At 40.3% G+C, this 17,663-nt stretch carries 3 protein-coding genes and 1 pseudogene; all 4 read right to left on the bottom strand.

Going from position 1 to position 17,663, the window contains the following annotated elements; all coding sequences use genetic code 11:
• Positions 1 to 9 precede the first annotated feature (9 nt).
• Positions 10 to 4,116, bottom strand: a complete 4,107-nt coding sequence (locus tag ACX27_RS14550; RefSeq protein WP_062293696.1) for a non-ribosomal peptide synthetase — start codon at positions 4,114 to 4,116, stop codon at positions 10 to 12.
• A gap of 243 nt (positions 4,117 to 4,359) precedes the next feature.
• Positions 4,360 to 8,923, bottom strand: a pseudogene (locus ACX27_RS14545) (type I polyketide synthase).
• Positions 8,924 to 9,198: 275 nt separating this feature from the next.
• Positions 9,199 to 10,842: a pyridoxal-dependent aspartate 1-decarboxylase PanP gene (gene panP / locus ACX27_RS14540; protein ID WP_062293693.1), complete on the bottom strand. Its 1,644-nt coding sequence runs from the start codon at positions 10,840 to 10,842 to the stop codon at positions 9,199 to 9,201.
• A gap of 261 nt (positions 10,843 to 11,103) precedes the next feature.
• The gene (locus tag ACX27_RS14530; protein ID WP_062293687.1) at positions 11,104 to 17,655 is read right to left on the bottom strand and encodes a non-ribosomal peptide synthetase; all 6,552 of its coding nucleotides are present in this window, start codon (positions 17,653 to 17,655) and stop codon (positions 11,104 to 11,106) included.
• Positions 17,656 to 17,663: the final 8 nt, after the last annotated feature.

Here is a 17,663-nt window from a genome sequence, read left to right as displayed (position 1 = left end):
CAGCCTCTTTTACTCCTTTGACATAGTGAAATTACAAACAGCATCATCAATACAAATTTTCAATTGTTTAGCTAATTCATGAATATGAGGTTCCAATAAAATTGAGAAATGATTACCAGGAATTTCAATCACCTGAGTAGATGAACTGCCATATTTACCCCAACCTAAGAAGGGGTCATTAGTAGTCCATTCAGGATTATCAAAATCATGAATAATTTCTTCTTTAGCTCGTAAGATAGTTAAGGCATCAGGATAAATTTGCGGTACATAATTTCGCATCGCTTGGACATTAGCTTTAAAAACTTTGTAATGGCGTAGAAAATCTTGAACCTCAGCTTCAGAGAAAATGAAGTTGGCTTTTTGATTAATTAAATTAAATTGCTCCTGGAGTGATAAATCTCGCATTTCTTCAAAAGATAGCGATAAATTTATATCATTCCAAATTTTTGTTTCTTCTGCCAACCGCAGCAAAAATTTAGCATCATCATCAGGACTTGTGACAATAGTTGTTTCTGGTAAGATAGCATCAATAATTGCCACCAAGCCTACTTTTTGACCTTGCTGTTGTAGTTGCTGGGCTATTTCAAAAGCGAGAATCCCACCGTAACAATGTCCGCCTAAAAGATAGGGGCCATTTGGTTGGAATTGGCGAATTTCTTTGAGGTAGCGAGTTGCTAGTTTTTCGACGGAGATTATATCAGGTTGTTCGCTATCTGGTTTATATTCTAATCCATAAAATGGATAATCTTCGCCCAAGATTCTTGATAATTTAAAATAGGGGCTAATATTGCCACCAGCACCATGTATACAGAAGAAAGGTAGCTGATTACCAGTTGAGTTAATGGCTACTAAAGGAGAATGAGAACTTTCTCTCAATGGTTGACTGACAATTGCTGCTAGTTTTTCAATTGTCGGGTTTTCAAATAAAGTTGATAGCGGGAGATTATGACCGAATTTATCATAAACTTGCGCCATCACCCGTACAGCTAAAAATGAGTGTCCGCCTAAGTCAAAAAAGTTGTCTTGGATGCCGATAGGATGAGTGTTTAAGATATTTTCCCAAATTTTAACTAAAGCTAATTCATTAAAGTTTCGGGGAGCAATCTTTAATGTCTGGGAATTTTGCTGGATAATTTCAGTTTGGGGTAGGGCAGATTTATTGACTTTACCATTCGGTGTAAGTGGTAGAGTATCCAGGCAAATAAAAGCTGACGGCAACATATAATTAGGTAGTTTATGTTGCAAATAGGATGATAATTCGGGAGTTATATCTGGCTTATTGGTAACAATATAGGCAAGCAAACGGGGATTTTCGAGATGATTATTGCTAGTAATTACAACTGCTTCTTGGACATCTGGGTGTTGGGCGATCGCACTTGTTATTTCTCCCAATTCCACCCGAAAACCCCTGATTTTTACTTGTTCGTCACTGCGTCCTAAATATTCCAAATTCCCATCGGGTAAATATCTCACTAAATCGCCTGTTTTATAAATTTTCTCTCCCAAGATCCAAGGGTTATCAATAAATCTTTCTTGTATTAAATCTGGACGGTGTAAATATCCCTTCGCTAATCCATCACCACCAATATAAAGTTCTCCTACTACTCCTATTGGTGTCAGTTGTAAATCACCATTCAATACATAAGTTTGGGTGTTATCAATTGGACGACCGATAGGTACACTCTGAGCTTGATTTATTAATAAACTAGTATCATAATAAGTGGCATTTGCTGAAACTTCCGATGAGCCATAAAGGTTAATCAATTTTGCAGATGGCATTAATTCACGGAAACTCAGCACTAATTTAATCGATAATGCCTCTCCACTCGTGATCCAGAATTTGAGGTGTGATAATTTATGAATCAGATGACTATAATTATCTAAAATTAACCGCAGTAATGAAGGTACAAGGATAATTCGACTAACTTTGTGATTTGCTAGAGATTCGATAAATAATTGCGGGTCGAGTAAAGTTGTATTGCTGATAATGACTGTGGGGATTCCTTGTAGTAAAGGCGCGAAAATTTCCCAGACAGAATCAACAAAACTAATAGCTGTTTTTTGAGAACAAACTTCTCCTCGATTGAAAGGATAGGTTTTCCATAACCAGTGTAAGCCGTTGACTGTACCGCGATGAGTACCAAGAACACCTTTAGGTTTACCAGTGGAACCAGAAGTATAGATAATATAAGCAATATAATCCGATGAATAAATGTGCATCGGATTTTTTGTACTTTCTTGCGCCAGCTCCTCTTGATGAGTATCTAAGCAAATAATTTGAGTTGCAGATAATGATAATTTTGCTAATATTGCTTGTTTAGTAATTAACATTTCTGCTTGGGAATCAGAGAGCATAAAATTTAACCGCTCTACTGGATAACTGGGATCTAAGGGAATGTATGTACCACCAGCTTTGAGAATAGCTAAAATCCCCACTACCATATCTATATCGCGTTCCAGACATAGAGCCACCAGCGTTGCGGATGTTACACCTTGTTTTTGTAAAAAATGTCCAAGCTGATTGACTCTTTGGTTTAGTTGACGATAAGTAATTTGTTCAGATTCGCCAATTAATGCGATGGAATCTGGTGTGAGTTCAACTTGCTGCTCGAATAATTGATGTAGAGATAGAGCTTGGGGATAATCTGTATGAGTTTGATTAAACTTATATAATAATTGTTCTTGCTCAGAAGTTGTTAACAGCGACAATTCACTCAGGCGCTTTTCTGGGTTAGCGATAATATTGGTTAATAAAGTTTGAAAATGATTGATAAACTGAGTAATGGTTGACTCATCAAAAATGTCTGTATTATATTCCAAAAAGCCAGTTAATCCTGTTTCTGATTCCGACAGAGAAAGAAAGATATCTAATTGAGATGTCCTGCTATCAAACTCTAAAATTTGCAAAGTTAACCCCGCCACTTCCTGCACAGTGCTTGGTGTGTTTTGCAGCACAAACATGACCTCATAAAGAGGATTTCGGCTTAAATCTCGTTCGGGTTGCAATTGTTCTACAAGCATCTCAAATGGTAAATCTTGATGAGAGTATGCACCCAGAGTTACTTCCCTGACTCGCTGTAAAAATTCCCGAAAACTAGGATTTCCACTAAGGTTATTACGCAATACCAATGTATTGACAAATAAGCCCAGCATTCCTTCCAATTCTGGACGATTGCGGTTAGCAATTGGCGAACCAATTAAGATATCTTCTTGATTTGTATAGCGGTATAAAAGAATATTAAAAGCCGCCAGCAAACTCATAAATAAAGTCGTGTCTGTTTGCTGACTTAATTGTTTAAGGTCATTTGTGAGGGATTTTGATAATCTAAAATATTGCTTCGCCCCAGCAAAATTACTAATTTGAGGTCGTGGACGGTCTGTAGGTAATTGTAATACAGGTAACTCACCCTGGAGTTGTGCTTGCCAATATTGTAATTGATTGGCGAGTAATTCACCTTGCAGGCGATCGCGTTGCCAAATTGCAAAATCTCCATACTGTATTGGAAGTTCTGGTAAGGTTGGCGGTTGATTTGTTGAGAAAGCCGCATACAGCGCGGATAACTCCCGCAAAAATACCCCGCAAGACCATCCATCGGTAATAATGTGGTGCATAGTCACCAGCAAAATATGTGATTCTGCACTCAAGCGCAATAAATTCGCCCTAACTAACAATCCTTTCGCTAAGTTAAAAGGTTGTCTAGCTAATTCCGCCACCAATAATTTAACTTCCGATTCCCAATTTTTACGAGATAAATGTTCACAGTTAATAATCGATAATTCCCAATTTAATTGCTTGCTAATTTCTTGGACTGGTTCTCCATTGACAACCTTAAAATTTGTCCGCCAAACTTCATGACGCTTGATGATTTCGTTTAAACTTTGCTCAAGGGCGACAATATTTAAATTTCCTTGGATATGAAAAGCAAGAGGAATATTGTAGAAATCACTCCCATGATAAAGCTGATCAATAAACCATAGTCTTTGTTGCGAAAAAGATAAGGGTATATTTGAAAGATTTTGGCGCTTAGGAATAACATCAGCTTTCAGTTTTCCTACCTTCCATTTTTCTAAAAGAGCTTTTTTAGCTGGTGATAAATTAGAGTATTGTTTATCCATAAATTATAAAGTTTCCTTCATCGGCGTTTATCTGCGTGCATCGGCGGTTAATTATAGCAGTCCTAAATCATTTGTAAAATTTCTATATCTTTTTCTTCTTTCTTACCTTTGCGTCCTTGGCGTTCTTGGCGGTTCGTTTTCATATCTATGTTTTTCACGACTCATTTATGATTGTTATATTCTTGAATTAGAAGATGTTTGAAAAGTCTTTGATACATAGTTAGGGACTTTTCAAACATTCTCTTAGACATTACTTAATAAGACAGCTACCTCTTCCTCTGATAAATCAGCAATTTTTTCTAACATCAACTGCTCAATAATTTCCGCCTGCTTCATGGGAATCATCGCTTCTACTAACAAGTCACGTAAAGGTAATTCCACAGGGAACTTAGCCCGCAAGCGCGAAACTAATTGAGTTGCAATTAGCGAATCGCCGCCTAACTCATAAAAGTTGTCATAAATCCCAATTTCTTTAATTCCTAGTACCTCTTGCCAGATTTCCGTAATTTGCTTTTCTAACTCATTTGTAGGCGCAATGTAGGAATTATTCAGGCTAGGTCTAGAGTAGCGTGGTGATGAATCTAACTGATTTTTGGATTGTGTCTCTAGCGAAGAATTGCGGTTAATTATCTGAGTTTTTTTGACATTAATATCAACTGGAGAAATAATCATCTGAGTTCCTTGTTGGATAGCTAAAACTCTCTGAAATACTTCTATTATTGCTGTTGCTGTAATTGCTAGTGTTGTTCCAGAAACTTGCTCAGTGATTGTTGATTCTGGGGTTGTATGCAGTTGTATATTATCCCAGTTAATAATATACCACGGACAAGAATTGTTTTGATTATGTTGATTTCCAAAGCTATCGAGTAATTGATAAACTGCGGCATCTAAACATAAACCAAATCCCCCTAAAATAGATGTCAGTGAAGAAAAGATACAGCAAAAGTCTAGGTCATAATTTTGTAAGACTTTTTCTAAGATAGTAATTTGATGACGTTGAGATTTTAAGATATTTTCTAATTCTGCTACGGTAATTTCTGGCAAAGAACCAAATATCTGTTCGTGCTTAATTCCCGTTGCATAAATCACACCATTAATTTGCTCAACATTTTTTGCAAGAATTTGGTGCATTTGCTCATAATTAGTTTTATCAGCACGCAATAATAAAACTGCCGCACCAATTTCTTCTAAGGCGATAAAATGTTGAATTTTCTGGCTGATTGCATCATCTGGCTGATGAGTTTCTAGCCATTGTGAAAAGTTCTCTTGTTTAGGAAATTGGGAACTTTCAATAAATATCAGTTTGGCTTGGCAAGTTTTTGTTAAATATTCTGCCAGCAAAAATTCTAGATTATCTAAACCACCTGCAAATAAGTAAGTACCCCGGTTGCGAAAAGGGGTGTTTTCGTCAACAATGGCATCTAAATGAGATGGTGTAAATGTTTGTACCCAACGATGGCGATCGCGGTAAGCAATGACATTATCTAAAGATGTAGAAATTAACTCATTTGATATTTGGTCAATAATCTGATTATTGCTGCGATCGCCATTGAAAACAATATCAATACATTGACAAGTAATATTGGGGTACTCTTGGGATATTACCTGACATAAACCTAAGATTGTTGACTTTTCTGGGTTTAGTTTTTCATTCCCATTCACCTCTAGAATGTTATTGGTTATTACCTTGATTTGTAGGTGGTGTTTCAGCTTACTAATACTTTGAATCAAAGATAGTAAACTCTTACATTCTAAATATTTGTCAGGTTGAGAATTTTCAATCTGGCTTAGACTCCAAAAATAAGCAATATTTTCCGGTTGGATTCCTGATGATAGTAGTTCTTGAATTAACAGTTCATAATCTGAGTTTGAGTATGGATTAATTTGATAACTAGTTGTACTGATTTTCTGAAATTCATCGCCTTGGTGTACAGTAACAACTGTGTTACCTTGATTTTTCAACTTATCAAGGATTTGCTCACCAACTCCCAAATCATCTACAAATAATAGCCATATCGATTTTCCGACGGCTGCGGATGAATTAGTGAGTAAAGAACGCTTCCAGGAAGGAATGTAAAACCAGTCAGCAATATCTTGTTTAGCAACAGATGAAGCTTGGGGATCAATCCAGTATCTTTTACCTTCAAATGGGTAAGTCGGTAAAGGCAGACGATGACGCTGTTCATCGCTATAAAAACCTGACCAATCAATTTCTATACCCGCCAACCACAGCCGACCTAATGTTTGTAATAAAAAGCAAATATCAGATTGTTCGTCTTTAATATGGCGTAACAAACTTAATACTTGTTGCTGAGAATTTTTATTTAAATGCTGTGTAGTGAGTGTGCTTAAACTCCGTCCTGGCCCTACCTCTAAAAATACACCATCAAACTGCTGAATTAGTTGTAATATTCCCTCAGAAAATCTGACAGTTTGGCGTAAATGCTGACACCAATAATCAGGATTTGTGGCTTGTGCTGGAGTAATCCAGGTACCAGTGACATTAGAAATAAAGCTTATTTTCGGTGGATGGAGTTTAACTGTTTTGAAAGTTTCCCGAAATGCTGGCAATATTGGTTCCATCATCAGCGAATGGAAGGCGTGAGATGTGTGCAACCGCCGACATTCAACTGCTTGCACAGTTAATTGTTCTTCCAAGGCTGTAATTGCACTGCTAATTCCCGACACTACGCAAGCAGATGGACTGTTAATCACCGCAATTTGCAGAGATGCTCTATACAAATCGGATGTATCTAAAAGCGACTGCACATCTTTGGCGGGTAACTTAATTGCCAGCATACTGCCTGCTGGTAGTTGCTGCATTAACTGTCCTCTTTTTGCCACAATTGCCAGAGCATCTTCTAAAGAAAATACACCAGCGATCGCCGCCGCGACATATTCGCCTATACTATGACCAATCATCGCCTCTGGATGCACACCCCAAGACATCAATAACTGCGCCAAGGCGTATTCTGTGACAAACAAGGCGCTTTGGGTGAGGAATGTTTGTTGGAGTTGATTTGCAGTCGCTTCCGTCGCCTCTGGATGGGGGTAAAGCAGAGAACGAATATCTAAACCAAGATAGGGTTGTAAAATTTCAGCGCAGGCATCTACGTGTTTTTTATATGTTGGTTCTAGTTCATATAATTCCCTACCCATGTTTGCATACTGCGATCCTTGTCCCGAAAACATGAAGATTACCGGACAGTGGCTCGGCTGATAATAGTGATTAAAAACACGTTGTGGGTCTTGATTATCTAGTAATTTCACCGCATCAGCTTGGTCGTGACAAATCATAACGCGGCGATAATCAAAAGCCCGACGACCGACTTGCAGAGTATAAGCCACATCAGCCAGGGGAACATCAGAATTTTGTGTCAGATAATCGCGCAGTTGGGCTGTGGCGGTTGCTAAAGCTGTGCTGGTTTTCGCCGACAACAGTAATAATTGCCAAGGACGGGAAGAACTAGAAGCGGGAATGACGGGAGCTTCTTCTAAAATGACATGGGCGTTAGTCCCACCAATACCAAAAGAACTCACACCAGCCCTGCGGGGTGTGCTGTTGGTTGTCCACTCTGACAATTTGGTATTGACGTAAAAAGGGCTGTTGGCAAAATCGATTTGGGGGTTTGGCTGCTGAAAATGCAGACTTGCAGGGATTTGCTGATGTTTTAAAGCCAAAACAGTTTTGATTAATCCTGTCACCCCGGCGGCTGTATCTAAATGACCAATATTCGTTTTGACAGAACCAATGGCACAAAAACCTGTTTTATATGTACTATGGCGGAAAGCTTGGGTTAACGCTTGAATTTCAATCGGGTCGCCTAAAGCGGTTCCTGTACCGTGGGTTTCGATATAACTGACAGTTTCCGCTTCCACACCAGCCAAGGCTAAAGCTTCTAAAATCACTTCCCGTTGACCATCAACACTAGGGGCGGTATATCCTACCTTTAAAGAGCCATCATTATTAACAGCCGAACCCTTAATAATTGCATGAATAAAATCACCATCATTAATTGCATCTTCCAAGCGTTTTAAGACAACAACCCCTACACCATTACCAAAAACAGTACCGTTGGCGTTAATATCAAAAGCTCGACAATGACCATCAGGTGATTTAATTCCCCCTGGTTGATATTCGTATCCAGTTTTGGGTTTAGCTGCAATCGTCACACCGCCAGCTAAAGCTATATCACTTTCACCATTTAGTAAACTTTGACAAGCTAAATGCACAGCTACCAATGAAGTCGAACAAGCTGTTTGAACATTAATACTTGGCCCTCTTAAGTTTAATTTGTAAGAAACTAAAGTCGGTAAAAAATCCTTATCATTGCCAATTAAAACTTGATAGCTATCGGCTGATTCGATAAAAGTGTGATTGTTATATAAGTTAGAAAGTAGATAATCACTAGCAGCAACACCAGCAAATAAACCGATGCGATCGCGGTAAGTTTCACAGTTGTAACCTGCATTTTCTAAAGCTGACCAAACAGTTTCTAAAAAAAATGCGGTGTTGTGGGTCTGTAACTTCCGCTTCTCTAGGAGAAAAACCAAAAAAAGCTGCATCAAATAAATCGATATTTTCTAATATGGCACTGGCTTTCACATAGTTGGGATTGTTGAGCAATTTAGCATCTACCCCAGCCGCGATTAGCTCCTCATCCGTGAAAGTAGAAATTGACTCTACACCATTTCTCAGGTTTTGCCAAAAGCTATCAACTTTATTCGCTCCAGGAAACCGACCCGCCATTCCAATAATAGCGATCGCATCTTGATTATCTAAGCTATCAATAAAATTATTAGCCATATCCATAGGTCAAAACCTGACAGTAAATAGAAAGGTGTAAGTAGAGCAACATAAATATTTGTAGTTGGGAAAAGGCAGGAGGGTTTGAGGTTTGGTAATTTTTTTTAACGTAGACGCGAAGCGGCTTCCCGAAGGGTACCGCAAAGTACGCATAGACGCGATAGCGGCTTCCCGCAGGGTAGGACACGAAGTTATAAGAGTTTGAGAGAGTTATTACGCAAGTCATAATATTTTCTGCCTCCTGCCTTCTGCCTCATGCCTCCTGCCTTCTTCAGTCAATATGTCAGTGGCATTGCCGCAGCAATCTGAATTTGATCAAGCAAAACTGCATCAATATCGCTTTCAGTAGTTAAAGGATTCGCAATCACCGCACGCATCGCAATCACTGGGATTTCCTTATCTAAACTGATAGTTATTTTTGTAGTTCGGGAAATAAAAGTCCGCCCAATCTGACGCTGCTTTTTCTGCAAGCGTTCATTAAAATCATTGATAATTTGATTATCAGACTCAGTTAATTTTTTATGATTAACTACATCTCGAAATTGCTCAGGAATATAACGATAAATTAACAAATTTGTATCAGGTTGTGCCAACAATTCAAACTCCGGTAATTCCTCAATTCGCGCCGCCATATATTGGGTTTTGCGGATGCCTTCATCAATCAAAAACTCATAACCATTCAACCCAATTAACTGTAAACCAGCATGTAAAAATAACGCCATTCCCGGACGAGAACCTTCTAAAGCCCGTTTACCTAAATCAAATGACCCCTTACGCATTGTATAGCTGGCTTGTTTTTCAATTGCTGAAGCTAAATAAGGGTCACGGAAAAATACCATCCCGATACCCATTGGCAAATATAATTGTTTATGACCATCAATGGTGACAGAATCAGCTTGTTCAATTCCCGCTAGTTTATGTTGGTATTTGCGCGAAAATATGACAGGGCCACCCCAAGCAGCATCGACATGGAAATGTACATGATTTTCTTGGGCAATTTCAGCAATTTCTGTTAACGGATCAACACTACCAGAATCAGTAGTTCCAGCAATACCAACAATAGCGATAATATGTAAATTTTTCGCGCGACATTCTGCAACAGCTTGGCGTAATGCTGGGATATTAACGCGATTATTAGCATCAACTGGGACGCGAATCAAATTTTTAGTACTGATTCCCATTAAATCCGCAGCTTTATCAAAAGAGAAGTGCATCAATTCCGAACCAATGACCACCGCCCCTTGATAGCCATAATAATTTAACGCTGCTGTTAACCCTTCTTTTTCTATACCTAAAAAATCATGGGTTGCGCCTAAAGATTTATTACGAGCGCACCATAAAGCCGTAATATTTGCTGTTGTCCCACCAGAAACCAAAATACCCAAGGTACTTTGATTATTTTGAATATGTTGGCTGTAGAAATTATCAGATAAATTATAAATTTGGCGGTGCATCATCGCCAAAGCTTCCCGCTCACAAAAACTCAAAGCCTTAGCTGTTTCGATTTTGACAGCATTTTGATTCATCGCTGTCATCAACTTTGCCAAAGGACGCACAAACGAAGGTAACGCCGAAGTCATGTGACCGATAAATTGCGGCGCTGATGTATGTATAGAATGAGCAACGACATTCTCATTCAAAGATTGAAAATAACTATCAAAATCAGTAGGTTGTACAGGGATTTGACTATTGCTAAACTTACTACTAATCCAGTCAATATCAACATTGCTATTAGCAGTTTCAGCGATTAAAAAATCTGCCGATAAATCATCAACTATCTCATCGATTTGATTTTCTATATATTGCCCGTGAGTTGGGGAAAATATTTGTTTAACATACTCACCAATATCAGTTTGTAAGATTTTCTCAGTCGGGGCAATATTGTTTCGAGATAAAATTTCTCTTTCACTTAATGTCATGGATTTTCCTTGAATTACTAATATTGATGCTGTTGCTTCTAACCAGATTAGAACTTAAGTAGACTCTAAAATTTCTTGGCGTTCTTGGCGACTTGGCGGTTCGATAAATTAAGCTTTTCGGGAATTTTTGCGTAACTCCTAAGTTAGTAATCTCTTCTTTCTCTTTGCGTCCTTTGCGGTACCCTTCGGGAAGCCGCTTCGCGTCTACGTTAAAAAAATCACTCACCCTCAAACCCTCCTGCCTCCTGCCTTCTCCCAAGCTTACTCCCCTGTTTGATTAGTAGCAGCGCGATATTCCTTTCTGGCTTGTTTACGACGCTGAGTCGAAGCAATTCGCTGCTCCGCACGATGGGAATTTGAGATAGTAGATGTGGCAACTGTGGATTCTTGACTAAAATATCTAGCCAAGCGACTCACAGTCGGATATTGAAACATTTCCACCAAAAGAAAATCTTTCTGGAGTATTTTTTGTAATTGACTATGAACTTGAATTAACAACAGTGAATGACCACCCAGTTCAAAGAAGTTATCATGAATACCTACACGCTCAACATTCAGTACTGCTTGCCAAACATCAGCAATGGTTTGTTCTAACTCAGTTTGGGGTGGCTGATAAACGGCTGTTAATTCTGGATGGGTTGTGTCTGGTGTTGGTAGTGCTTTGCGGTCAACTTTACCATTCGGTGTTAATGGTAGTGCTTCCAAGGTCACAAAAGCTGCGGGAATCATGTAGTTCGGCAACTTTGCTTCTAAAAAGCCGCGTAACTCCGCAATGGTTGGTGGTGGTTCTGAATTTAAAACTACGTAGGCGACTATTTGTTGAGCATCCACAACCGTAACAACAGCAGCTTCTACCCCTGGATGCTGAATTATCAGTGCTTCAATTTCTCCTAATTCAATGCGGAAACCACGAATTTTTACTTGGTTGTCAATGCGCCCAATGTATTCAATTTCTCCATTCGGCAAATAGCGGGCTAAATCCCCAGTTTTATATAATCGTTCTCCTGGGATATTCCCGTAGGGATTGGGAATAAATTTCTCCGCCGTGAGTTCTACTTTATTGAGATAGCCACGGGCTAAACCTGCTCCACCCAAGTACAACATTCCTGGTACACCTACAGGAACCGGTTGTAAATTTTCATCTAATAAATAAGTTTGGGTGTTGTGAATTGGTTTACCAATTGGTGGTGTACTGTTCGCGCCCTTCTGTATCCAGGCAAAAGTAGAATAGGTGGTATCTTCAGAAGGGCCATACAAGTTAAATACCTGTTTTATTTGAGCTTGCTGGTAAAGTTTTTGAACGAGTTGATTTTGTAGTGGTTCTCCCGCAATATTCACAGTTTGCACTGAGGCGGGAATATTATCTGTTTGGAGTAACTGTGCAATCACGCTGGGGACAGTGTTAATTAAAGTGACACCACAGCTTGCGGGGAGATTGCTGATATATAGTGCATTCTCGATTAAAATTATCTTGCCACCACAGCACAGAGGCACAAACATCTCGAATACCGACAAGTCGAAGCAAATAGAGGTGGATGCTAAAACTCCCGCCCTCGCTTCTCGGCTAAAGGTTTTGTCTGCCCAATCTAACATTGCCACGGTGCTGGCGTGTTGAATCATCACTCCTTTGGGTTTGCCTGTGGAACCAGAGGTATAAATTACGTAGGCGAGGTTTTCGGTTGTGACTTCTGAGACAAGATTTTCCTGGCTGTGTTGGCTGATGTTATGCCAGTCAGTATCTAACGCAATGTGCGACTTATTCTTGAAACCCCTCTCCAAACCTCTCCCCGAAGCGGAGAGAGGCTTTGAATCTTGCCCCCCTTCCCTCGTAGGGAAGGGGTTGGGGGTTAGGTTTGAGAGAACGTTGCACACCACATTATCTAAACAGATTATCTTGGCTTGGTGTTGGAGCATTGCTGCCAAGAGTGATGTTTGGGTGAGTAAGACTGGTGCTTGTGTATCTTCCAGGATATAGGCGATGCGCTCAGAGGGATAATTGGGGTCGAGGGGGATATATGCACCACCCGCTTTGAGAATGGCGAGTAGTCCAATGATCATATCCAAAGAACGCTCTACACAAATTCCCACCAATACCTCTGGCTCAACTCCCAGCGATCGCAGATAATGGGCTAATTGGTTGGCTTTGGCGTTTAATTGTTCATAAGTTAACTGCTGATTTGCAAATTCTACGGCTACTGCATCCGGTGTTTTTGCTACCTGTTGTTCAAATAATTCATGAATACATAGATGTTGTGGATAGACAACGGCGGTATCATTCCACTCTCGCAGTAATTGATGCTGCTCTAATTTATTCAACAATGGTAATTCTGACAAACGCTGCTGTGGATTCGCTACAATTCCTGTCAACAACGTTTGCAAATGACTTGCCATCCGGCAAATTGTACTTTCTTTAAATAAATCAGTGTTGTATTCTAAACTGGCAACTAACCCTGCATCGGTTTCTGTGACATAAAGAGTTAAATCAAACTTGGCACTATCACTGCTGCTGTCTTCCGGCGTTAAAGTCAAACCAGGCAATTTTAATGCAGACATCGGCGCATTTTGCAAGACAAACATCACCTGAAACAGTGGCGTATGGCTCAAATCGCGCTGGGGTTGTAATTGCTCAACCAACAACTCAAACGGTACATCCTGATGTGCGTAAGCGCCTAATGCCATTTCCCGCACTTGTTTGAGCAGTTCTACAAAGCTGGGATTACCCACTAAGTTAGTTCGCAGGACTAAAGTATTGACAAAAAAGCCAATTAACCCTTCTATTTCTGCTCGGTTGCGGTTAGCGATGGGTGAACCAACCACAATGTCTTTCTGTCCGGTGTAACGCCATAGCAAGATTTGGAAACCTGCCAACAAGGTCATAAATAACGTACTTCCCTGCTTTTGGCTCAATTTTTGCAGGGCTGTTGATAGTTCTGTTGATAATTCAAATGAGTAGGTTGCACCCTGAAAGGTCTGGATTGCTGGTCTGGGATAATCGGTGGGTAATTCTAAGACTGTGGGGGCGTTGGCTAACTGCTTGCGCCAATAAGATATTTGGGTTTCTAGGACTTGTCCTTGTAACCATTGTCTTTGCCAAGCAGCAAAGTCTACATACTGTATTGGTAGAGCAGGTAATGGCGAGGGTTGTCCATCACAAAAGGCTGGATAAAGGGCGGCTAATTCTTGTACCAATATGCCAATTGACCAAGCGTCAGAGACAATGTGGTGCATTGTCACTAAAACAATATGTTCTTGTTCACTCAGACGTAAGAGTTTGACTCTCAGGAGATGATCGCAGCTAATGTCATAGGGTTGTTGTGCTTCTAAGTCAGCCAGTTGTTGGATTTTGGCGGCTTGCTGATTAATTTCCAAGTCGCTGAGATCGATGGTGGAGAAGTTGAGGGGCTTTTCTGGTGCGATCGCAGCTACCACTTGTCCGACGCTGGTGACGAAATTGGTTCGCAGTGCTTCATGACGGGCGACAATTTCGCTGAAACTTTGGGCTAAAGCTGCCACATTTAACTGTCCTTGTAGCCGCACCGCCGCCGGGATATTGTAGAACGGGCTATTTGGTTCTAGTTGGGATAAAAACCACAATCTTTGTTGGGCAAATGATAAAGGTAATTGTGGCGATCGCCCTATCTTTTCAATCTTGGTCGTGGCAACTGTGAAATCTGCCTGAATTGCTTTTTCAATTTCTTTCGCTAACCCGGCTATGGTGGGTTTTTCAAATAAATAACGTAAAGGTAACTCGATTTGAAAGACTTGGCGAATTTGGGAAATCACACGGGTGGCGATTAAAGAATGTCCGCCTAATTCAAAGAAATTCTGATCAATACCGACTTTCTCTATACCCAGGATTTCCGCCCAAATCCCGGCTAATAAGTTTTCTATGGGTGTAACTGGAGTCAGACTGGACACTGATCCCGGTGTCAATTCTGGTGGTTTGAGTGCTTTGCGGTCAACTTTACCGTTGGGTGTTAATGGTAGTGCCTCTAAGGTGACAAAAGCTGCTGGCATCATATAGCTAGGCAACTTAGCAGCTAACAAATCCCGCAGTTCAGCAGATGTAAAAGTTTGCCCTGTGTGGGGGACTATGTAAGCAACTATTCTTTGAGTATCGGCAGCGGAACCATGAACCGTTACAACAGTTTCTCTAACGGTTGGGTGTTGGCTGATGACAGCAGCAATTTCTCCCAATTCAATGCGGAAACCACGAATTTTGACTTGGTGATCAATCCGTCCCAAGTATTCAATGTCTCCGTTGGGTAAGTATCGCGCCAAGTCTCCGGTTTTGTACAGACGTGCGGCTGTTTCGCTAAAGGGATTGGGGATAAATTTTTCGGCTGTTAAATCTGGACGCTGGAAATAACCCCTCGCCAGTCCCAAGCCACCAATACACAATTCCCCGGCTACACCCACGGGCATTAATTGGTGATTTTGGTCGAGGATATAAAGCTGGGTGTTGGCAATGGGAGAACTAATGGGTACGGTGTTGTCAACGGTTTTCACCTGACAAGCGGCTGACCAAATTGTGGTTTCTGTGGGGCCGTACATATTCCATAAACACCGACATCTCTCTAGCAACTGATTGGCTAATTGTCCTGGTAAAGCTTCGCCACCACAGAGAATTTTTAATTGATGATTACCACCCCAACCTGCGGCTAATAGTAATTGCCATGTGGCTGGTGTGGCTTGCATAACTGTAGCTTGACACTCAGCGATTTTTGCCGCCAACTGCACACCATAAGAGATAATTTCTTGACTGGCAATTACCAAACGTGCGCCGACAATCATCGGTAAAAATAATTCTAAGGCGGCAATATCAAAGGAGTAGGTGGTAACTGCAAGTAATGTGTCGTCAGCAGTTAAGCCAGGGGCTTGCTGCATAGAGTACAAAAAGTTACTCAGGGCAAGATGGGGAATTTGTACACCTTTGGGTTTGCCTGTGGAACCAGAGGTATAAATTACGTAGGCGAGGTTTTCGGTTGTGACTTCTGAGACAAGATTTTCCTGGCTGTGTTGGCTGATGTTATGCCAGTCAGTATCTAAACAGATTACCTTGGCTTGGTGTTGGGGCATTCCTGCCAAGAGCGAAGATTGAGTGAGTAAGACTGGTGCTTGTGTGTCTTCCAGGATATAGGCGATGCGTTCCGAGGGATAATTGGGGTCGAGGGGGATATATGCACCACCCGCTTTGAGGATGGCGAGTAACCCAATGATCATATCCAAAGAACGCTCCACACAAATTCCCACCAATACCTCTGGTTTAACTCCCAGCGATCGCAAATAATCAGCTAATTGGTTGGCTTTGGCGTTTAATTGTTGATAAGTTAACTGCTGATTTTCAAATTCTACAGCTACTGCATCGGGTGTTTTTGCTACCTGTTGTTCAAATAATTCATGAATACATTTATCTAAAGCGTAATTATTTGCTGTATTATTCCATACTTTGAGTATTTGCTGATTTTCTTGTGCCGTCAGCATGGGTAGTTGCCGCAGTTTTGCTTCAGGATTGGCAACAAAACCCGCTAATAAGGTTTCTAAATGCTCTAATATGCGGCTCATACTAGAACTTTCAAATTGACGATTATTATAGGAAATATATAAATTTAATGATTCTGAATTTGGGACTACCTTCACAGTTAGCGGGTAGTTTGTCCAGTCAAATAATGATTTAGAATCGATGACTCCGATATCTTCAACAATCGATTCTTGATTGTAATCTACTAATTCATTATCAAAAACTAAAATACTATCAAATAATGGTAGACCAGGGGAAATCTGACTCCATTGTTGAATTTTAGATAATGGGCTGTATTCATACTCCCGCATCTGCACTTCTTCGGTTTGCAGTTGTTTCAGCCAAGAAGTGAGAACAGCATCATCATCTACTTTTACTCGTAATGGGAGTGTGTTGATAAATAGCCCAATCATCGACTCTGCATCAGCTAACGCCGTTGGTCTGCCGGAAGATGTTGAGCCAAAAATTACATCTGATGCTTGACTATAACGGCTCAAAAGTAAAGCCCAAGCGCCTTTGATGATAATATTTAAAGTTAGTTGATACTTGCGGGCAAAAGCTTTCAGGTCAGTTGCCATAGTTGCTGACAATACTAACTCTTGTCTTTGATAATCTGCTGCTTGGTCAGCAAAATTAGCCGCATTTTTACCAATCAAAATTTGTGTGGGTACGGTAAATCCTTGGAGTTTCTGCCGCCAAAAAGTTTCGGCTTTTTTCTGGTCTTGTTGTTGTAGCCAAGTAATATATTCTTTGTAGGGACGGGGGCGTTCTAAATATAAATCTTGCCCTTGGCAAAAGGCATAATAAAACTCATAAAATTCTTTCCACAGCCAGCTAACAGACCAGCCTTCCATTAAGATGTGATGGAAGCTAAACACAAATTGATAATTGTCTTCAGCCATCTGAATTAATGTTAGGCGGATTAAGGGGGCTTGCGCCAGTTCAAAACCGCGATCGCCATCGGCTGTTAAAAAATCTGCAAACTGCTTTTGTTGTGCTTCTAAAGATAAATGTCGCCAATCTTGAAATTCCCAAGGCAAATCTACTTGCTTGTACACCACTTGATATGGTTTATCAAGATTCTCCCAATAAAATGCTGTGCGTAAAATTGGGTGACGATCTACAACTCGCTGCCAAGCTTTCTGGAACGCCGGGATATTAATTGGCGTTTTCAAAGTAAAATAATTCTGCTCAAAATACACCACCGAATTAGGTGCAGCCAGCTTATGAAACAGCATCCCCTGTTGCATCGGAGAAAGTTCGTAAATATCTTCAATATTATTGGGTTTCATCACAAATT

The organism is Nostoc piscinale CENA21 (assembly GCF_001298445.1).
Lineage (GTDB): Bacteria > Cyanobacteriota > Cyanobacteriia > Cyanobacteriales > Nostocaceae > Nostoc_B > Nostoc_B piscinale_A.
Note: the sequence above shows the minus strand (reverse complement) of the source record. Positions and strands in the feature narration are given on the sequence as shown.

Excerpts from the sequence above, each read along its gene's own strand:
- ACX27_RS14550 (WP_062293696.1), bottom strand. The coding sequence starts at position 4,116 with ATGGATAAACAATACTCTAATTTATCACCAGCTAAAAAAGCTCTTTTA.
- panP (WP_062293693.1), bottom strand. The coding sequence starts at position 10,842 with ATGACATTAAGTGAAAGAGAAATTTTATCTCGAAACAATATTGCCCCG.
- ACX27_RS14530 (WP_062293687.1), bottom strand. The coding sequence starts at position 17,655 with ATGAAACCCAATAATATTGAAGATATTTACGAACTTTCTCCGATGCAA.